The following is a 20910-nucleotide window of genomic DNA, read 5'->3' as shown; positions in this document are numbered from 1 at the left end:
GACAGTCATCATGCTTGCGCAGCATCGAAACGTCTGGGCCTACGGAGCCGTCGTCGGCGCGCTCACCGTCGTCGGGTTGGCGGCGCTGTTCCCGTTCTACTACGTCGTCATCATGTCGTTTACGGCGCCGTCGGCGTTTACGACCACGCAGTTGTCCCTGTTCCCGAGCGAATGGTCGCTCGACTCCTACCGCTACTTGTTTGCGGTGCGCACGTTCCTGCGCTCGATGGGCATCAGCGCCTTTCTCGCTGTCGTCGGCACGCTGCTCAGCCTGCTGGTGACCTCGTCGCTCTCCTACGGCCTGTCGCGCAAGCGCACGCCCGGACGCAAGCCGCTCATGCTGGCGATTTTGCTGACGATCCTGCTCAGCCCCGGCATCATTCCGCCGTATCTGGTCGTGCGCGAGCTCGGCCTGATCAACAGCGTCTGGTCGCTCATCCTGCCGGTGCTCACCAGCGGCTGGTTCGTGCTGCTGATGAACGGCTTCTTCGAAAGCTTGCCGGATTCGCTCGAGGAAGCGGCGGTCATGGACGGCTGCAACGAAGTCCGCGCCTGGTTCAGCATCGTCCTGCCGTTGTCGCTGCCGGCCATGGCGGCGTTCGGCCTGTTCTTCGCGGTAGGCTACTGGAACACGTTCTTTTCCGCGATTCTGTATATCAACGATTTTGAAAAGTGGCCGCTGCAGCTCGTGCTGCGCAACCTGTTCGTGGAGCAATCCGCGCTTGGTGGCGGGGACGTGGCGGCGGCGATGCTCGTCGGCGGCGAAACGATTCCGCTGGAAGCGATCAAGATGGCGGCGGTCGTATGCGCCACGGTTCCCGTATTGCTGGTCTACCCATTCCTGCAGAAGCATTTTGCCAAAGGCGCCATGGTGGGCTCTGTCAAGGGATGAGCAGATAAACGCACGACCATGTACGACCATGCATGACCAATCGAAAGGGAGGTTTTACAAATGAAGCGAGGGTACTTGGGATCTGCGGCGCTGCTGCTGGCGACGGCGACGGTGCTGGCCGCCTGCGGCGGCGGAAAGGATTCGGGCAGCGGCTCGAGCGGCGGGGCAAGCGGTCAGCCGGGCAACAGCACACCGGGCAAGGAAGCGCCGACCGCGATTTCGATTCTGGTGACGTTCAATACGACAGAGCCTCCGGGCGCCGACAACGTGGTGGTGAAGGAAGTCGAGAAACGGACCAACACCGCGCTCAAAATCAACTGGGTATCGGGCAACAGCTACGGCGACAAGCTGAATGTCACGCTCGCTTCCGGCGACATTCCCGACTTGACGCTGGTCATCGACCCGTTTGCCTCCAACATCCAGCAGCTGATCAAGGACGGCGCTATCTGGGATTTGACCCCCTACATCAAAGATTACAAAAACCTGAACGCCATCCCGGCGCAAGTGTGGGACGGTCTGAAGATGGGCGGCAAGTCGTACGGCATTCCGCGCGTGCGGCCGCTCATGAACGGCGGCTTGCTCATCCGCAAGGACTGGATCGCCAAGCTCGGCTTGCCGGTTCCGGAGGACATGGACCAATTGTTCACGACACTGAAAGCGTTTGCGGAAAAAGACCCCGACGGCAACGGCAAAAACGATACGTTCGGCATTTCCGAAACCGGCACCGGCTTCGTTTCGCTGGCGCATAACGTGTTCAACGGCTCGAACGGCCAATGGAAACTGAAAGACGGCAAGCTGGTCGACACCGAGCTGGAGCCGGGCACGAAGCTGGCGATCGAATGGCTGAAAAAGGTGTACGACGCGAAGCTGATTCCCCCGGATTTTGCCGTGATGCAGGGGTCGCAGTCGGAGGACGTGGTGCGCAGCGGCGGCGCCGGCGCCATCGGCGGCAACTACATGGGCTCCTGGCTGATCGGGGAAAAACAATACAAGTCGGTCAAGGCCGATCTGTCGGCACTGCCTTATTTGAAAAGCCCCGATGGCACCAAAGTCGCGCTGCCCGGCTCAGGCTCCTACGGCATGTTCGTCATTCCCAAATCGGTGCCGGAGGCGAAGCTGAAAAAAGTGCTCGCCTTCATGGACTATGGCGCTTCCCAGGAAGGTTCCGATCTGGGCAATTACGGCTTCGAAGGTGTGCATTACAACGTTGTCGACGGCTTCAAGGTAGCGACGGAGCAAGCGACCAAGGATATCGTCGCGCAGCAGGCGTTCGGTCAAATTTACGCTTATTATGACAAATACTTGAAAGCTTACGCCACCGGCATTCCGGGCGACATGTATCAGAACAACAAAAAAATTATCGACGAAGCGGCCAAATATGCGATTTCCGATCCGAAATTCGGGCTTGTGTCGCCGACGGAGCTGCAGGTCGGGGGCGATTACAAGAAAAAAATCAGCGATCTGAAAATCCAGATCATCATGGGCAAACAGCCGCTGTCGGCCTGGGACGACATGGTGGCGAAGCTGAAGGCCGACGCGCAATACCAGAAAATCATTGCCGAAGTGAACGACGCCTACAAGGCGAAGATGGGCAAATAACCCGGTTCGACAGGAGGAGGATGCGCCGTGATCTATACGATGAAAACGCTCCGCAGCCGCTCCGCCACGGCGGAGAACCGCGATGCGCTGCCCGGCCGGGGCGGCATGAGCGGAGGCGGCGTCAAAGGGTCGCCGGCGATCAAGGATTTTCGCGCAGGCACGACGGAGACGCTGCTTGCGGCCGAGGGGCCAGGCGTCGTGCGGCGCATGTGGATGACGTCCCACGCGCGCGAGCCGCAGCATATGCGCAACCTCATTCTGCGCATGTACTGGGACGGCTGCGCGGTGCCGAGCGTGGAGGCGCCGCTGGGCGACTTTTTCGGCGTCGCCCACGGGGCGTCCGTGCCGATGTACGCCAAGTACGTCAGCATGCAGGAAGGCCGCGGGCTGAATTGCTTCATCCCGATGCCCTTTGCGGCGTCGGCGCGCATCACCGTGACGAACGAATCGGATACGGATATCGACTGGTTTTTTTACCAGATCGACTTTACGCTTGGCGACGAGGTTACGGAGGAGCACGGCCGGTTCCACGCGTCGTTCCGGCGGGACAATCCGTGCCCGCTGGGCCGCGACTTTACGATCGCCGACGTGCGCGGGGCGCGCGGCGTTTTCCTCGGCTGCGTGATCGGCGTCCGCCCGCTCACCCCCGGCTGGTGGGGCGAAGGCGAAGTCAAGCTGTATCTGGACGATGACGGCGATTATCCGACCTTGTGCGGCACCGGCATGGAGGATTATGTCGGCTCCGCCTGGGGGCTCGGCGAAATTTGCACGCCAACGCAAGGAGCGCCGCTGGTTCGGGGAGGCTTCGCCTCCCTGTACCGGTTCCACGACGCGGATCCGATCTTTTTTCAGCAACGGTTGACCGTTACTGTGCAGCAGATGGGCTGCGGAATGAAGCAGGAGCTTGCGGCGCAATACGGGGACCGGCTCATATTCCAGCCGAAGCTCCACCCCCGGCGCGATCCGGAGGACGGCTTCTACTTGCGTTCCGACGATCTGTGCGCTACTTCCTACTGGTACCAGTATCCGCTAGCGCAGTCGCGGGAGCCGCTTCCCGGCAAAAGCGAGCGGTCGGCCGATTTGTTCGCGGGGGCGGCTGCTGCGGAGACATCGGGCACAGCGGACGAAGCGCCGCTATGAGATGGCGGGGAAAGCGATGCGAACTGCACAATAGCGCATGAAAGAGGGGGATCCACGATGCATAGCGGAATGACGGCGCTGGACCGATTGGCGCAGCTCGGCACAGGCGTCGCCAGCCGGCGCCTGTCTTCTTACGACCGGACCGGCGGCAACCGCGATTATTGGCCGGTTCGGGCCGGCGAAACAGTCGTGCTCGGCGAGATGCAAGGGGCGGGTATCGTCAAACATATCTGGATGACGACGACAGAAGAACAGCACAACTTGCGCGGGCTGGTGCTGCGCATGTACTGGGACGGCGAAACGACGCCTTCGGTGCTTTGCCCGCTCGGCGATTTTTTTGGCCTGGGCCATGGGCGGGCCAACTACTGGGAGTCGCTGCCGCTGCAGGCGTCGCATCTGGGCATGAACAGCTGGTTTTCGATGCCGTATGCGGACGGCGCCACGATCACGCTTACGAATGAAGCGGAGCGCGATTCGTTCATCTACTTCTACATCGACTACCAGGAGACGACGCGGATCGCCGACGATCTTGGCCGGTTCCACGCCTGCTGGCGGCGGGAGCTTGTCGTGGCCAAGGACGCGGAGACGGGACCGAACGCCGGCGGCGTCGTGCAGCGCCTGAACAAGACGGGCGAACACAACTATGTCGTGCTAGACGCCCGCGGCAAAGGCCATTATGTCGGCTGCGTGCTGCATCTCGATACGAACAGGCCCAAATGGTGGGGCGAAGGCGACGACATGATTTTCATCGACGACGAGCCGTGGCCGCCCCGGCTGCACGGTACGGGCACCGAAGACTATTTTTGCGGCGCCTGGAATTACAACCATCTGAAACGGACCCATTGCACGCCGTATTACGGCTATTCGTTCAAGGGCAATGGCGACTATACGGGCAAACATTCCCAATACCGCTTCCACATCGAGGACCCGGTTTACTTCGAGCGCGCGCTCACGTTCAGCATCGAGCACGGCCATGCGAACGACATGCGCGGCGACTGGTCGAGCAGCGCGTATTGGTACCAGATCGGGCGCAGCCAGCCGCTGCCGGACGTAGGCCGTTTCGAGGACCGCGTCCCGTTCTCGCACGGCGGCTTCGAAAACCTCGACGGCCTCGACCGCAGGCCGCTGTCGGAGCCGTAAGGAGCGGCGTCATGCTCAGACACGAAGCAACATTCGTGTCGGAACGAAAATAGGCCATGAAAAATGGCCTATTTCGCCGCCCCCTCCTTCGGCTCGAGCCGGCGGCAGACAAAGGAGCGCCTCCGCCGTCTACAGCACGGCGATTTCCGCCCAGGTGAGCGTCAGCTCGCGGCCCGCGGGCTTGATTTCCACGTATTGAAAACCATCCTTCAGCGCTTCCTCCGGCACCTCGAACGCGTGCAGCGGCTCCTCCGGCAGCGGCTTCTCCGGAAGGAACGACTCCGCCCGCTTGCAAAGCCGCCCGTTGACGAGCACTTCGCCGCCGAAGGCAGTGTCCGCTTCCTGCTCCCGCCAGGCGAAACATATATAGGCGCGCTGCCCGCCGGCCGGTTTCTCGCCGATGTGGATCCGCAGGCCGGTATGGCGTTCGGCCGGACATACGCGCGGCAGCAAATGGGCCTTTGGCGTGCCGGGCGCCCACGTATCGGCGTAGGCGACGACATGGCGCCGCGGCCCGCCGCGCATCGTCGCGACGTCGCCGACTTCCTGCAGCAGGCGCGGATACTGCGACAAATCGTCGATAGCCGTCATCGCGTCCATGTAGTTGAACAGATAAATCCGGTCCGCGCCGCGATGCAAGTACGACATCGCCATCCCCCGCACGGTTTCGATCGTGTTCTTTTGCCGCAACGGCGACTGCGGATAGGCGCGGATCAGCAGCTCCAGCCCGGCCGCCAGCGTGACCGGCGTCCCGCGCAGCAGCTGCTTCCATGCTTCGATCGGCATGTCCGTCTCCGCGGTTTCCCAGAACGGAGTCACAACCAGCTGATCGACCAGCCTTTGCGCCGCCCATTCGCACGCGTCGAGCCCAAGGTCGAACGCCGCGTCGGGGCGGGACGGGACGCGTGCGGACAGCTTGATGCGATGGCCCCGCCGCTGCTCCCATTCGTCCAGCAGCCGGCGAACGGATGCGGTAAACGCGGTCAGCAGCGGCGCCCCCTCGCGCTCGAAGCCGGGGCGGAAATGAAAGCCGAAGCGCATCCAATCCAGCTCGATGCCGTCGAAGTCGTACCGCTCCGCCAGCTCCCTGATTAGTGCGAAGTGATAGTCGCGCACTTCCTGTTTGCCATAGTCGAACGCGCGATCCGTCCACGCCTCGAACCGGTCCTGCTGCCGACGCAAATCGGGACGCTCCCGCCAAAGCTGATTGTGCAAGTAATGCGCTTCGTCGTCGACATTGTGCACGTCGTTCATCCGCACCGAAATCCACGGGGAGATGCCCGCCTCCCGGCTGCGGCGAATCCACCGCTCGTAAGGGTCGATGCCGTCGCGGTGCAGTTGAAGGGCGGTGCGCATCCAGTTCAGCCCCGCGCGTTTTTCGCCCGGGCCGGCCGAAGCAAACAGCGGCTGCTCCTCACCCCGCTGCGGATCGAAGCCTTGCCAGATCGGCTCCCATACGCCGCTGGCGTAACTGGTTCGCATGGCATTGACGCAGAACAACAGTTCGCCGACTTGCGTACCTGCGTATTGATCGACGAAGGCATCCACCTCCGTCTCCGTCAAACGCCGATCGCAACGGGTGAAAAAATAATGGCTGTTGTCTTCATTCAGCACGATGTGTCGGCCCACATCCGTTCCCTCCAGTCGATTGGTTCTCTGGTATGACTCGAAATTTTACATTATATTCCATTTTATATCAGACGCGCGGAAGCAAAATAGCCCATGAAAAATGGCTTATTCGCTCTATTTTACTTGCTTCGGCGAAAATAGCCAGCGAAAACACTGGCTATCTCAACCCTGAAACCCCAAAATCGGACTTTCACTCCAAATAACCAGCGAAAACACTGGCTATTTTATTGAAGTCGGCCATTTTTGCCGAAATAGCCAATTAAACATGGCTTATTTCTCCACCGGTCAGCCCCGTGGCACAATCATGCGGAAGAGAGCCCCCAAAGGGGCTCTCCGTTCACGCACACACACTCGCATCCGCGTGTTTCCACGCACTCCCGCCCACTCTCACGCCGTCGGCACGCCGAGCGATGCCAAATCGCGCACCGCACGGCCGTACGTTTCGCGCAGCGCATGCACGTCGGCGCCGATATTAAGGAACCGGTAGCCTTCGGCGACGACGTCGCGAATGATGTCCGGCGTCGTAATCGTGCCGAGGAACCGCCCGTGCTTCTTCGCGCAATCCGCCACTTTTTTGCGGGCCGCCGCCACCTCCGGGTGGTTGATTTGCCCCGGAATGCCGTACGCCTGCGACAAGTCGCCCGGACCGAAGAAGATCATGTCGATCCCGTCGACGGAGCAGATGTCCTCGATCGCATCCACGCCTTCCGGATTTTCGATCTGCACGATGACCAGCTTTTCGCTGTTCGAGTAGCGCATGTATTCGTCCGACCCGATCGCGCAAAACTTGCCGTCCGCATTGCCGCCGTCCCACGCCCGCATGCCCAGCGGGTAGAAACGCGTGTTGCGCACGATGTTCGCCGCCTCCTCGCCCGAGCGCACATGCGGCACCATGATGCCGGTAGCGTCCAGCTCAAGCGGCTTGATCAGGTCGCTGTAGCTGCCTTTCTCCACCCGCACGATCAGATCGCAGTCGTACAGCTTGGCGACAACGCTCGAGCGTTCGACGATATCCCAGTCGCCCGGCACGTGCTCCCGGCACAACCAGATGGCGTCGGTTCCCGACATGGCGGCGATTTCGAACGCGGCCTGGTTGGAGACGTTCAGTTTCAGGCAGCCGGCCAGTTGATTGGCGAGCAGCTTGCGCTTAATGACGCTTTTCTTCAAATACTTCGATATGGATTCCATCTCCGCACCTGCCGTTGTATGTCGTGTATAAGCCATCCGCTAGAATAATTCCTCCCGCCGCCACAGCGCCTGACCGACAAAATAGCGCTCGTGAAACGGCACGCCGCTCGCATAATAGTGCGTCAGCAGTTGACCGTCGTCCAACTGGACGGTGGCCGGGTAACCGCCGTCGCTCATGTGGCCGAAGTTGCAGATGGCGGCCAGCCTGCTCCAGCTCGCGCCCCCGTCCTTGCTGACGGCGGCGGCGATGCCCCACAAGTTGCGGATCCGCACGCCGCACGTCATCAGCAGATCGCCGCCCTGCAGCTGCGTGATATGAGCGGGATGGATGCCGGCGCAGGTGACCATTTGCTGAAACGTCCACGTTTTGCCCCCGTCGGAGGTGACGAACTGGTCGAGATGGTCGGTCGCGTTCTGCCGGCACAGCGCGATGCCGTTCAATGAATCGTGGAACCAAAGCGCCGTTTCGTGATGGTTGCGCTCGGAGATCACGCCATGGTCGGTCCACGTGCGCCCGTCGTCGTCGCTGAATACGACGTAGGACTGGGTATGCTTCATGTCCTTTGTTACCGTGTAGCAAGCGCATGCCAGCCGATTGCCGCCCAGGACGAAAATATCGCCGTAGGGGACAAGCACATGCTCGTTGCCCGGGATGCTGTAAGCGAAGTCGCTGACCGCGAACGTTGCGCCGCCATCGGCAGACCGGCAGATGACGGCAGGCAACCGGTTGCATTCGCGGTATGGCAGCGCGTCTTCTTTCCGCTTCGGCCGGTTGTCCCAGCCTCCGGCGATCACGAGGTAATCGCCGTTTGCCGTCAGCCCGCAGGCGACGTTCATCCGGTTCCTCGTCGGCTCGTGAACGGCCGGCGTGCCCCGGTAGCGCCATGTCGCGCCGCCGTCATCGCTGCGGTATACATCCACTTCCGCTTCCGCCAAGCCATGGCTCGGATGATTGAATACGGCGGACAGCAACCCGCCGTCCGGCAGCTTGGTCAAGTTCGGCCATCCGCATACATGGTCGACTGCAATCGTTTTTATCACGCGCCTGCGCCTCCGATCATTTGCCTTCGCTATACATCTTCGTGTACTCCGCCAGAATGTCGCTCAACCCGGCCTTGTTGGCCGAATCGACGTATTTGTCCCATGTGGCGTCGATGTCGACTTTACCCGTAATGGCGTTGAAATAGTACTCGTCGACGATCTTCATCATGTCAGCGCCCTTCGTGTTCAGCGACTTGTTCGTGCCGCTGACGGCGAAGTCCCGGCCGTTAAACGTTTTCGGCTGCTCGATCGACATCGCGTGGAACTGCTTGTCGCGATCGTTCATCGTTTTGCTCATCCAGTCCATCGTGATCGGCATCAGCGCAAACGTTTGTGCAATCCCGGCTTTCGTGATCGCTTCGGCGTTCAGCTTCGGCGACACCGTAATTTTGCCGGACGCTTCCGTCGTGTAATCCGTGCCTTCCACGCCGTAGTACATGCGCTTATACAAATCCCAATCGGTCGCGAGCGCTTCCTTGATCTCCATCATTTTGGCCACGACCTGGTCGGACGCGTTTTTGCCGAAATAGATCGCGCCGTCGCCACGCAGCGAAGGGAAGTCGACGAACGAGCCGGACTTGCCCGTCGGCCCTTTGAACGGGGACATGAACTGGAATTCGACCTTCGGATTTTTTGCCTCCACCATCGCCAGCACGCCGCTTTCCCCGCGCACCGAATCCATCCAGAACGCGTTGTCGGCGAGAATGCCGAACTTGCCTTCGCTCCACTTGTTGCGCTGCTTCGTGCGGTCGTCCGTAATGAACTCCGGATCGATGTAGCCCGCCTTGTACCATTTGGCGATCAGCTTCAGCGCATCCTTGTACTCGGGCAAAATGCTCGTATACGTCACTTTGCCGTTCTGCAGCGTATACGTCTTCGGCATGAAGCCGTACGCGCCCCAGACATAGTTGAAGCTGTAGCGTTGGCCGCCGTGGATGCCGTAGGTGTCTTTTTTGCCGTTTTTGTCCGGATCGCCTTCGGTGAACGCTTTCAGCATCTGCTCGAACTCGTCGAGAGTGGTCGGAGACTTGGTAATGCCGACGTTAGTCATCCAGTCCTTGCGTGCGATCATGATGCCGCTTTCCATCAGCGGGCCGTGGGTGAACGGAATCGAGTACACTTTGCCGTTGTACGTGAGCAGCTTCTTCGTCAACGCCGGGTCGCCCACGAGGCTGTCGACTTTTTTCATCCAGTTCGGCATTTTGCTGTACAGGTCATCCATTTTGATTTCGCGGAACAGGCCCTGGTCAAGCAGCGGATCGATTTCCGCGCGCCCGGTCAGCATGACGTCGGTCGTGCCGCCCTGCGCGAAGTACAGGTTGAATTTCTCCGGAGTGGAGATGTCGACCGACAGCACGTTGAGCTTGACGTTGAACTTCTGCTCCAGCACCTTCTGCGCTTCCGAACCGTTGACCGGCGTAAAACCGGCCTGAGGATACGCAATCACGTTGATCGCCAGCGGCTCTTTCGACTCGTTCGGCTTCGCCGACGGACTGCCGGCTGCGGACGACACCGGCGACGGGCTGCTGCTTGAACCCGTTGCCCCCTTGTCGCTGGTGCTGCAAGCGGCAAGCGCTACGGAGCTCGCCAATACGAGCGCCATGCCGCCGAATGCGGTTTTCTTGCGGAGCGGAAACCGTGTTCTCATTTCTTGTGACCTCCTGTAAATTCGTTATGTGGATGCAAGATCGGCTTGGCGCATCGATCGAACTGCTCAACCTTTGACCGCGCCGACCATAATCCCTTTCGTAAAATGCCGCTGCAGGAACGGATACACGCAGATGATCGGCAGAATCGCCACAATGATCGTCGCCGCTTTGATCGTATCGCCTGTCGTTGCGGCCAAGGTCGACTGCATGATGCTCGTTTCCGCCTGCGTGTCGATCAGCAGCCGCCGCAGGACAAGCTGGAGCACGATATTTTTGCCCCCGTTCGTATAGATTAGCGCGTCGAACCAGGCATTCCAATGCCCGACCGATGACCAGATGGTGATGACGGCGATGATCGGCATGGAAATCGGGAACATGACGAGGAACGCGATCTTCAGCGGATGCGCGCCGTCTACCAGCGCCGCCTCCTCCAGCTCCTTGTTGATCGAAGCCACGTAGTTGCGGGTAATCAGAATATTCCAGGCGGACGTCGTCATCGGCAAAATAAGCGCCATCAGCGTGCCGACCAGGCCGTAGCTTTTCATCACGAGAAAGGTCGGGATCAGCCCGCCGGAGAAAAACATCGTCACCACGATCAGAAACGTGATCGAACGTTTATACGGCAGCGTCTCGCGGGACAAGGCGTACGCCGCACAGTAGGTCACGACGACGGTCAGGCAAGTTCCGACGATCGTGCGGATCAGCGTATTGGCGTAACCGACGTAAATACTTTCCGTCTTGAACACGACCTTGTAAGCATCGAGCGTCATCGCTCCGGGAAACAGCCGAATGCCCACCTTGGTCGCCACGTCCGGCGTCGAGAAGCTCAATACGACCGTTTGCCAGAACGGGTAGAAGAACACGAAGGCGGCCGCCGTCAGGAACACGACATTCACGATGTCGAACGTATGCCATCTGCGATTGCGGTTTACCACAGCTTGTATTCACCGCCCCTTACCCGGCTTGTGATGAAGTTGGCCAGCACGACAAGTCCGAAGCCGACCGTGTTCTTGAACAGCCCGACCGCCGTCGTATAGTCGTATTCCATCGAAACCATGCCGGTGCGATACACATACGTATCGATAATATCGGACACCTTGTAGACCGACGGATTGTACAGGTTAAAAATCTGGTCGAAGCCGGCGTTCATGATCCCGCCCAGCTGCAGAATGAACAAGATCATCACCGTGGGCAAAATGGACGGCAGCGTAATCCGCGTCACCATCGCCCAGCGCGAGGCGCCGTCGATCGATGCCGATTCGTACTGGTCGGGACTGATGCCGGCGATGGCGGACAAGTAGATGATGCTGCCCCAGCCGACCGACTGCCAGATGTCGGTGACAATCAGCACGGCCCGGAAGTAATCCGGCTCGGCGAGAAAATAAATCGGTTCGCCGCCGAACAGCTGGATCACGTAGTTGACGATGCCACGCGACGGCGACAGCAGCTCGCGGATGATGCCGCCAAGCACGACCCAAGAGATAAAATGCGGCAAGTACGAAATCGTCTGCACCGAACGTTTGAAGCCGTTCTTCTTCACTTCGTTCAGCAGCAGCGCAAACACGATTGGCGCAACGAAGACGAAGACGAGCCGATACAGGCTGATGACAATCGTGTTCGTCAGCACTTCATGGAAGGAAGCGCTTTCAAACAGCCGTCGGAAGTGTTCGGTTCCGACCCAAGCGCTGCCGAAAATGCCTTTGGCAATCGTAAACTTCTTGAATGCGAGCACGACGCCCGCCATCGGCACATAATGGAACATCACAAAATAAACTAATGCAGGCAATAATAGGAAGTAATAGTAACGATGCTTCCACACGCCTCTGGCCGAACCGCTGCGGTTGCGGTTCGCGACGGCGGCCCCACGCACACTCGAAATGGCGCCCAGCCCCTTTCCTTGCTTGTCGTATATATCGGTTGCCTGCCGGCGGGTCTCCGCCCCGTATCGGCCCCCCTTTCTTGATCGGGCGGACCGCGCCGGCAAGCTGCCTTGCGCTGGAAGCTACGTTTCCCGGATGATCAGGTCCGGCACGAAGTTGCGGACAACCTTGCCCGCGCCAATCGCGCCTTCCATGCGAGCCATCACCGTCTGCACCGCGTGCAGGCCAATCTGCTCGACGGGAAAACAAATCGACGTCAGCGGCGGCGAAAAATAGTGCGCCACCACGTTATTGATGCCGACAATCGACAGTTGGTCGGGAATTTGCCGGCCCGCACCGCGGATAATGCCTTGCAGCGAGCACAGCAGATGATCGGAGCCGATGATCGCATCGATTTCGTGCAGTACGGCCCCCAGCTTGCTTCCCATGCGCTCCGCGTTCTCGTCGTGGTCGAAGACGTATTTGGGGTTCATCTCGAGGCCGTATTTGCGGCAGGATTGCTCGAAGCCGGCCAACTCCTCGTCGATAAACTTCTGGCTGTCGTGTTTAATCAGGCAAATCTGCTTCTTCCCGATCGAATGAAGGTACGTCATCGCCTTCTGGATGCCTTTGTTCAGATCCATCGAGAAGTAATCGGCGGCGATCCCGTCGATATTGCGCACGATAAACGCCAGCGAAACCGAGTCGCCCAGCAAATCGTTCATGTAGTCGACTTCGCTCTTCGTCGGGGTATAAAATTTCGGCGGAATGGCGACGATGCCCTTGACCCCCCCCGCTACCAGATCGGCGATCTTCTTCTCGAACACCTTGTAGTTCTGCGATGTATCGTGAAGGGAAAGGAAGTAGCCTTCCTTGATGTTCTTCTGGATATGGCCGAGAATCTCCGTGTCGACACGCATGGGCGACTGGACATCGAACAGCAGGACGGCGATCTGCTTGGGCTCCGTCTTCGGCTCCAGCACGAAGGCGCCTTTGCCGGCTTCGGTCTTGATCAGCCCCTCGCTGGCCAGCTTGGCAAGCACGGTGACAACGGTGCTCTTGTTGACGTTGTACATCGTCGACAAATCGCGGACGGACGGCAGCTTCTCGCCGCGGGCGTATTTGTTGCCGGCAAGGTCTTGTTTCAGAAGGTCGTGCAAATGGTTGGCCTTGTTGGTGGAACTGACGCTCATTCGTTTATGCTCCTCGTACGATCAACTGTACCATACAGTTATCATAATCGTTGCTCTTTTCTGTGTCAACACAAAAATATTCGCCGGTATAGCGCTTTATTTGCGCAAATTGTATCGGGCAGTTTGCCGGTTTCAGTCTCCGCACGAAGAAATGCCGCCACTTTCTGTCGATTGGTTCCGATTTTCTGCGAAGCGTACCGGACGCCCTGCATTATCTTTTGACAACCGTACCGTACAGCCATAAAAACCTGCCGCCAAGAAAATGCAACGATTCGACAGGAATCGTTGCCATGAATGTCGAATTTTCGGGAATGAGACCTTCGACCAAAACAACCCTTGGCTATATTGCCGCGATGCTGCTCTTCCTGGGTGTTCTCTTCGCCATGCGGATGGCGTGGACGGCCATTTTCCCCGTCTCGGCGCATCCGAAGCCGGTTCAGGGCATTCTCGATCTGCGCGGCATCGATCTGGAGAAGCTGACTGCCATTCCGCTCGACGGCGAATGGCAGCTGTATCCGGGTGAGCTGGTGTCCCGCCTGCAGTCTCAGCCGCCGCAAGACGGCTGGCGCACGGTTCGCATACCCGGAAACTGGAAAACCGCACAGGCGGAAGCCAGCGCGGCGTCCCCTTACGGGTACGGCACCTACCGGCTGCTCATCCTGGTCGAGCCGTTGAAGCATCCGGTTTCGCTGTGGGTGCAGAACATCCAGGCCGCCTCGGAAATCGAGATCAACGGGCAAGCTTCCGGCGGGTCGGGCACTGTCGCGGCGCTGGCGGAAGACTATCGGCCGGAGAACATCTCCTACGCCGTATCCTATTCGGGGGAAGGCGTGCAGGAGCTCGAGCTCCTGATTCGCGTCGCCAATTTCGACGAACCGCTCGCCGGCGGCATGGTACGCAGCATCCAGTTCGGTTCCCAGGCGGCCGTCGATCACATCCGCTGGTATTCGATCGGCTTCCAGCTGCTGATTTTTGTGATTCTGCTGCTGCACGGCCTGTACATCTGGATCATCTACTTGTTCAATCCGATCAATCGCAAGGAGAGGTCGCTGTATACGACGGGGCTGCTGATGCTGGCGGTCGGGTTCGCGGTGCTGATCGGCCACGACAATCTGCTCTTGATCTGGCTGCCGTTCAATTACACGTGGACGATCAAGCTCCGCCTGATTTTCCTGCTGTGGCAAAACTTGTTCCTGCTGCGCATCTACCGCCACTTCGCCTCCGCGCCGCCGGACAACGTGTGGCTGCGGCTGTATACCGCCCTGCTGGCGGCGATTACCGTCGCCCTGATGGCGACGCCCGTTTCCTGGGTCAACGTACTTTCCGGCAGCGGCGCGTTCCTCGCCGTGTATGGGGTATCGTTCGGTTGGTTTCTTTATACGATCGGCACGATGATCGCCCGGAAGCGCGACGACCCGGACCTGATCTACCTGCTGCTGACGGCGGCCGGCATCGTCTCCAACCTGTCCTGGAGCATCGCGGAATCGAACGCGGACGTCACGATCGTTTATTACCCGATCGATCTGATGATCGCCCTGGTCGGTTTCTCGACATACTGGTTCAAGAAGTATATCCGTCATTCCAACGCCAATGTCCGGCTCAACGCGCAGCTGCTGGAGGCGGACAAACGCAAGGACCAGTTTCTCACGAACACGTCGCACGAGCTGCGGACGCCGCTGCACGGCATCATCAACATCGCGCAGTCCGTCGCCGCCAAAGAGAAGGACCGCCTCGACGCGGGCAGCCTGAAAGATATCGAGCTGCTGGTCACCGTGGGTCGGCACATGTCGCACATGGTGAACGACTTGCTCGACGCCGCGCGGCTGCGGGAGCAGCGCATCGTACTGCAGCGCGAGTCGGCCCGGCTGCAGGCGATCGTCCCCGGCGTCATCGGCATGCTTCGCTTCATTAAGGAAGGAAAGCCGATTCAGCTCCGCGCGGACATCCCGGCGTCGCTCCCGCCGGTATTCGCCGACGAAAAACGGCTGGTGCAAGTCCTCTACAACCTGCTGCACAATGCGCTCAAGTATACGGAGGAAGGCTCCGTCACCGTGCACGCCGAGACGCAAGGCGGACGCGCCTTCATTCGCGTGGCCGATACCGGCGTCGGTATGGACGAGGAGACGCGGGCGCGGGTGTTTCTCCCATACGAACAAGGGAACCACGGCATCAACGACGGCCGGGGCATCGGGCTTGGGCTCAGCATCTGCAAACAGTTGGTCGAATTGCATGGCGGCGAGTTGTCCGTCGCTTCCGAACCGGGCAAAGGCTCCGTCTTCCGCTTCGACTTGCCGCTGGCCGATGCGCCGTCTCTCGCCCAGGCAGCGGGACCGCGCGAGCTGGCTCCATCCGGCGGCGAAGCGAACGAATTGCCGCTCGAATGGACTGAGCCCGTTGCCGCAAACGGCGAAGCGGCTGCAGCCGCCCAGCTTGCGACGACGCCGCCGCTTCTGCAGGATCGAACGGTGCACATTCTCGCCGTCGACGACAATCCGGTCAACTTGAGCGTGTTGACCCGCATTTTGGCAGCCGAGTCCTATGCCGTCACTACCGCGGGTTCGGGGCGCGAGGCGTTGGAGCTGCTGGCCGCGCGGCAATGGGACCTGCTGATCGTCGATGTGATGATGCCGCACATGTCCGGCTACGAGCTGACGCAGCGGGTCCGGGAAACGTACGCCGTTTCGGAGCTGCCGGTGCTGCTGCTGACCGCCCGCAGCCAGCCGGCCGATATTTACGCCGGCTTCCTGTCGGGGGCGAGCGACTATGTCGCCAAGCCGGTCGACGCGCTGGAGCTGCGTTACCGGATTCGCGCGCTGACGGCGCTGAAGATGTCGGTCGATCAGCGGCTGCGGATGGAGGCGGCGTACTTGCAGGCGCAAATTCACCCGCATTTCCTGTTCAACACGCTGAATTCGATCATGGCGCTGAGCGAAATCGACACCGAACAGATGCGCCGGCTGGGCAATGCGTTCGCTTCCTATTTGCGCATCGGCTTCGACTTTTTGAATACGGGAGAGTTGGTCGACTTGTCCCGCGAGCTGGAGCTGGCCGAAATGTACTTGTACATCGAAAAAGCGCGGTTCGGCGAAAGGCTGGCCATCGTCTGGGAGATCGACCCCGTCGCAAGCTTGCGGCTGCCGCCGCTGACCATCCAGCCGCTGGTCGAAAACGCGGTCAAACACGGACTGATGAGCTTGCGCCAGGGCGGCACCTTGACGATTCGCGTCAGGCGCCAGGAACGCGGCATCGGGATCGAAGTGTGCGACAACGGCAAAGGCATGGAGCAGGAACAGGCGGACCGGCTGCTGAGCCATCCCGTAAGCGGAGGCGGCGGGATCGGACTCGCCAATACGAACCGGCGGCTGACGCAGCACTACGGACGCGGCCTGTCCATCCGCAGCGCCCCGCATGAAGGGACGGTCGTTTCTTTCTTCATTCCCGACCGGCCGCAGGAGCAATGAGGGCGCGCCCCGTGGTGCCGCAGCAAAACCCGCCTTATTCGATCGACTGCAAGTACGCCACCAGCTCATCCAGCTCCTCTTCCGTCAGCTTCGACGTGCTGCCGTGCTTGTCGCCGGCGCCCCGCGCCGGATCGACAACATCGCGCAGCGTAGCGGCGCTGCCGTCGTGCAAGTACGGCGCCGTCGCCCACACCCCGCGCAGCGTCGGCACGTCGAAGTGACTGGCGTCGCGCGGGTTGGCGAACTGCGCCCGGGCGTCGCCGCCGGGAGCGCCGACATCGCTTGCGCTCGCCGTGCCGACGTCGTACAGCTGCCGCGTGTTCTCCGTCGTCAGCTTGCCGTCCGCGCCCGTCGCCCTGACGCTGTCGGTCAGCGCCGCCCCCGCGTGACAGGCGATGCAGCCGGCTTTGCCGCCGAACAGCTCCAGCCCTTGCTGCGCTTTCACCGTCATGCTGCCGTCCGCGTTGCGGTACGGGCTCTTCGGCACCGGGAAAGCGCCGGGGGATTTCATGAACGCCTCGAGCGCGCTCAGCACCTCGTCGGTGTCCGCCGGCAGCGGCTTCGCCGGGTCGACGCCGAGCATGCCGCCCATTTCCCCCTGCACGGTCAAAATATAGTCGTGGAAATCGTCGCGGCTGCCGTCCCACATGAACAGTCCGGTCTCCATCGCCAGCACGTTGCTCGGCGTCTGGCGCGGCCCTTTGGCCGTGGTGAACGTCAGCCCGTTCGTTTCGCCGCCGGCGTGGCAGGACACGCAGCTCATCCAGTTTTTGTTCGTGATCGGGTACTTGTCGCTGTTCGCGCTGTAGAAAATCGTCTTTCCCTTTCGCACCTCCGGCGGCAGCGGGTCGGCGCCGATCAGTTTGACGTTGTCGCCGTTCACGCGCGCCTGCGCATAACCGTCGTCGCCTGCGCCGCGGCCGGTGTCGACGAACGACACGTCATGGCTCATCGTGTTGTGCACGAACAGCGTTTTGCCGTCGGGCGACAGCGCCATCCCGGCCGGATGATCGCCCGGCACGCGATGCACAATTTGCGCCGCCTTGCCGCCGCGGTCCAGATCGAACACGACAAGGTCTTCGCTGCCCGCCATCAGCGCATACGCCTTGCGGCCGTCATCCGAAAACACCACGTCGGCCGGATCGGACACGATGATCGTTTCGTTCAGCGAATTGCGCACGTCGATGCTTTGGAACAGCTCCTTGCGCGCCGACGTCTTCTCTTCGTCCTTCTTCAGATCGAGCACCGACAGCGCGGGGAAAATCGTTTCGTCAAACTGGATCGGCGTGTCGACGTTGGTCAGCAGATGCGGCACCCAGGCGGTCGCCCCGTCCGGCGCGATGCGAATTTGCTGCAGCGTGTTCGGGATGCCCTGGCTTTTCTTGCGATCGTCCTTGTCGGGCGAGGCGGCAAGCGCGATCGATTTCGCTACCTTGTAAGTGGTCGTGTCGATGACGCTCACCTTGCCGGACAAAAAATGCGTCACATACAGTTTCCCGCCGTCCGCCGTCAACGCCAGCGTATGCGGCCGCTCGTCGACGGGGATCGTCTGCACCGTCTTCAGCGTCGCCGCATCGACGACCGACACCGTGGACGAACGGTCGTTGGCCACATAGATCCGTTTGCCGTCGCCGCTTGCCACAACGCCGTACGGCTCGATGCCGGTCGGCACCGAGGCGGCAACCGCCAGCTTTTTCACATCGACGACTTCGAGCGAATTCGTATACTTGCTCGCCACGTACAGCTTCTTCCCGTTCGGGGAGAGCGCGAGCTGCTGCGGCTCCCGGCCGACGGCGATTTCGCCGACCGTCCGGCGCTTCTTCACGTCGACGACCGACACCGTGTTCGTGTCGCCGTTGGCCGTGTACAGCCGACTGCCGGCGGCGTCGACGACGATATTGTCGCTTGCGAGCGACGTCGCGGCGTTTCTGCTCTGCCCCGGCAGCCCGCTGCAAGCGGCAAAAGCACCCAGCAATAGGGTGCTTGCGGCTGCCGCCTTCCATAAACGGCGCATCATTTCGGTTTCACCTCGACCGACAGCAGAACCGGCGCAATGCCGTTCGTGCCGTGCCCGGCCTGCGGCTGCGGAACGGTGTCTTTATCGGTATTGCCTTTCTTGTCGCCTTCCTTGTACACGTCGCCCGTATCCCAGAACTCGCTGGCCTGCATGCCGTGGCCGAGCTCCGGTCCGTTCACGACCTGGCGATAAAAGTCGGTGTAGCGCTTCTTCGCCATGGACACGTCGAGCGCCTTCGGCTTCGATTTGTCGGCGTCGGCGTTGGCCAGCGTGGTCAGGCCGAGACGAAGCATCGCCGAAACGCCGCCTGCCGTGAACGCGTCATAGACATAGGTTTTGGCGAGCGAATCGCCGGATGTTTTGTATGCTTTGGCCTTCGCATCCCAGAAGCGGTCGTCCGTCGCCTGGTACACTTTGCGCGCGGCGTCGCGGTACTTCTCGTCCTTCGTCGCCAGATAAGCGGCGGTCAGTCCGCGGATCGCGCCCAGTTGCGCCTTCAGCGTCGGCGCGCTGCCGTCAAGCCCTTTGCCGACCGTCCAGCCGTTTGCCGCGAGCCCTTTGGCATCGATCATTTTGTCCGCGATCGTGTCCGCCTGCTTCCTGATCATCGCCAGCGCTTCTTTGCCTTCGGCGGTGTTCAGCCCTTCGGCGTCTTCCCCGTTCGCATAACCAACCGGCAGCCCGTCGATCGCCCGCTCAAAAATGCGCAGCGCCTCCAGCGTATACCCCGCCTCGAACGTATCCATTTTGTCGCCTTGCTTCGCGCCGTCGTTTTCCGTGACGAACACGCCTTCCGCTTCGTTCCAGTGCATCGCCTTGACGTTGCGGAACAGCTGCATCAGCACGTCATAGTTGACCGAGTACGGATCGTCGGCACGCACGTCGTTGGCCGGGTTCGCATCCGTATTCGCCGCCGGCGCCGCCGGGAACGGCGTGCCGTCGAACGCGGCGCGGAACGCCGGGTTCGTGTGCGTATTGGCCGCGCGCTGGTCCGTCGTGCCGAGAAACTCCGCCGCCGGCCACAGCATCAGCCACTGGTCCTGCAGCAAGCTGCGGGCGTCGCTGACTTCGAGCTTCTGCGGGCCGTAGAACTCGCCTTCGGACGCGCTCTCCGTTACTTTGACCGCATGCGGCAAATAGACGAAGCCGTTCTGCGGGTTGTAGCCGCCGCCCTGGCCGGCCGTCAGCTGCTTCGACTTGGCGTCGTAGAACAGGCCGTCGCGCACGTAGAGCAGTTTGTTCCAAATTTCGGCTGCGAGAATCATGCCTTGCATGCCGTCGGTCGAGCTGACGCCGAGGCGAATGTTTTTGTCCTTGTCGTCGGAGGATGTTTTGCCTTCGAGCTCTTCGTCTTTATCCACCGTGTGGTAGTTGCCGAGAAAATCGCCCGCCCACAGCGCCTGCTTCAGGAACGTGCCGCCGTAAGCGGCGGGGACGAGCGTTTTGTCCATCTTGGCTCGGTCCCAGCGCAGCGAGGAGAAGTCGACCTGGTATTTCGGAATGTAGGCGCCGTCTTCGCCTTCGGCGAACTTGGCCGTATCGATCGGCTTCAGGTAGTGCGGATCCCCTTTGGCGAATTCGATGAAGGTCGGGAACATGTTCTGATGGATCTCTTCCGGCTTGTAGCCGACCGCTTCGGCCAGCTTGACGAATTGCGCGGCCAGCGCCTCGTTCGCCTTGGCGCCGCTCGTCTGCGCCTGCTTGCGCGTCGCCGGGCCGTTCACAAGATGAAGGCCGAGACCCGACTTCTCCACCACCTCGTACATGGCTTCTTCCGAGTATTCGTACGATTCGATGCCGGCGACGTAGTCGAACTTGCTCGGCTTGTCGATCGCGCCCGCGTCCAGCACGTCAAGATCGAGCCCGAGCGTTTCCGCCAGCGGCTCGCCGGACAGCTCGAATTCCGCGTAAGCGAACATGTTGCCGGCGGTGTCGAACGTGTAGTCGGTCACATCTACCGACGCGCCGCCGTTCGTGCAGCCCGTCGCCGCAATCAGCGCCGCTGCCGCGCTTCCCGCAAGCGCGGCTTTCCATTTGTTGCGTTTCCCCATTCTGTTGTTCCTCCCCCGAAAATCCCGCTCCATCCCGTCCGACAAGCAATC

The 20910-nt window shown here is 60.8% G+C and carries 14 protein-coding genes; 5 read left to right on the top strand and 9 right to left on the bottom strand.

What is annotated here, in order from left to right; translation table 11 throughout:
- The first annotated feature begins 10 nt into the window (after positions 1-10).
- The 4 genes from EXY20_RS22845 to EXY20_RS22830 are packed head-to-tail and all read left to right on the top strand — an operon-like array spanning position 11 to position 4771.
- Positions 11-892 carry a carbohydrate ABC transporter permease gene (locus tag EXY20_RS22845; protein WP_135554483.1) on the top strand — a complete coding sequence of 294 codons (882 nt, stop codon included), beginning with the start codon at positions 11-13 and terminating at the stop codon, positions 890-892.
- A gap of 60 nt (positions 893-952) precedes the next feature.
- On the top strand, positions 953-2491 hold the full coding sequence (locus EXY20_RS22840) for an extracellular solute-binding protein (protein WP_135554427.1): 1539 nt from the start codon (positions 953-955) through the stop codon (positions 2489-2491).
- A gap of 27 nt (positions 2492-2518) precedes the next feature.
- Complete coding sequence (locus EXY20_RS22835) at positions 2519-3631, top strand: glycoside hydrolase family 172 protein (protein WP_135554426.1); 1113 nt, start codon at positions 2519-2521, stop codon at positions 3629-3631.
- Between the two features lie 57 nt (positions 3632-3688).
- Positions 3689-4771: a glycoside hydrolase family 172 protein gene (locus EXY20_RS22830; protein WP_135554425.1), complete on the top strand. Its 1083-nt coding sequence runs from the start codon at positions 3689-3691 to the stop codon at positions 4769-4771.
- Between the two features lie 129 nt (positions 4772-4900).
- Here the strand turns inward: EXY20_RS22830 and EXY20_RS22825 are convergent, their stop codons facing one another.
- The 7 genes from EXY20_RS22825 to EXY20_RS22795 all read right to left on the bottom strand — a co-directional run bounded on the left by EXY20_RS22825 (position 4901) and on the right by EXY20_RS22795 (position 13330).
- Complete coding sequence (locus EXY20_RS22825; protein ID WP_135554424.1) at positions 4901-6400, bottom strand: glycoside hydrolase family 10 protein; 1500 nt, start codon at positions 6398-6400, stop codon at positions 4901-4903.
- A gap of 387 nt (positions 6401-6787) precedes the next feature.
- A complete protein-coding gene (locus EXY20_RS22820; RefSeq protein WP_167859445.1) occupies positions 6788-7588 on the bottom strand; it encodes an HpcH/HpaI aldolase family protein in 801 nt (266 codons plus the stop codon).
- Positions 7589-7627: 39 nt separating this feature from the next.
- The gene (locus tag EXY20_RS22815; protein ID WP_135554422.1) at positions 7628-8629 is read right to left on the bottom strand and encodes a sialidase family protein; all 1002 of its coding nucleotides are present in this window, start codon (positions 8627-8629) and stop codon (positions 7628-7630) included.
- A 16-nt stretch (positions 8630-8645) separates the two neighbouring features.
- Positions 8646-10277, bottom strand: a complete 1632-nt coding sequence (locus tag EXY20_RS22810; protein ID WP_135554421.1) for a DUF3502 domain-containing protein — start codon at positions 10275-10277, stop codon at positions 8646-8648.
- A 66-nt stretch (positions 10278-10343) separates the two neighbouring features.
- Positions 10344-11213: a carbohydrate ABC transporter permease gene (locus EXY20_RS22805; RefSeq protein WP_135554420.1), complete on the bottom strand. Its 870-nt coding sequence runs from the start codon at positions 11211-11213 to the stop codon at positions 10344-10346.
- Positions 11207-12148, bottom strand: coding sequence for an ABC transporter permease (locus tag EXY20_RS22800; protein ID WP_235886153.1), 942 nt, complete (start codon positions 12146-12148; stop codon positions 11207-11209). Before EXY20_RS22800 ends, EXY20_RS22805 begins: the two co-directional genes overlap by 7 nt.
- 132 nt (positions 12149-12280) lie before the next feature.
- Entirely contained in the window at positions 12281-13330 is a 1050-nt protein-coding gene (locus tag EXY20_RS22795; RefSeq protein ID WP_135554419.1) for a GntR family transcriptional regulator, read from the bottom strand.
- A 290-nt stretch (positions 13331-13620) separates the two neighbouring features.
- On the opposite strand from EXY20_RS22795, the gene EXY20_RS22790 reads away from it, so the two are divergent.
- Positions 13621-16791 carry a hybrid sensor histidine kinase/response regulator gene (locus tag EXY20_RS22790; RefSeq protein WP_235886152.1) on the top strand — a complete coding sequence of 1057 codons (3171 nt, stop codon included), beginning with the start codon at positions 13621-13623 and terminating at the stop codon, positions 16789-16791.
- A 34-nt stretch (positions 16792-16825) separates the two neighbouring features.
- On the opposite strand, the gene EXY20_RS22785 is transcribed toward EXY20_RS22790, so the two are convergent.
- The gene (locus EXY20_RS22785) at positions 16826-18808 is read right to left on the bottom strand and encodes a beta-propeller fold lactonase family protein (protein ID WP_235886151.1); all 1983 of its coding nucleotides are present in this window, start codon (positions 18806-18808) and stop codon (positions 16826-16828) included.
- A complete protein-coding gene (locus EXY20_RS22780; protein ID WP_135554418.1) occupies positions 18805-20859 on the bottom strand; it encodes a hypothetical protein in 2055 nt (684 codons plus the stop codon). The genes EXY20_RS22785 and EXY20_RS22780 overlap by 4 nt, the downstream gene beginning before the upstream one ends.
- Positions 20860-20910: the final 51 nt, after the last annotated feature.

The organism is Paenibacillus cymbidii (genome assembly GCF_004764705.1).
GTDB classification, from domain to species: domain Bacteria; phylum Bacillota; class Bacilli; order Paenibacillales; family NBRC-103111; genus Paenibacillus_AN; species Paenibacillus_AN cymbidii.
Note: the sequence above shows the minus strand (reverse complement) of the source record. Positions and strands in the feature narration are given on the sequence as shown.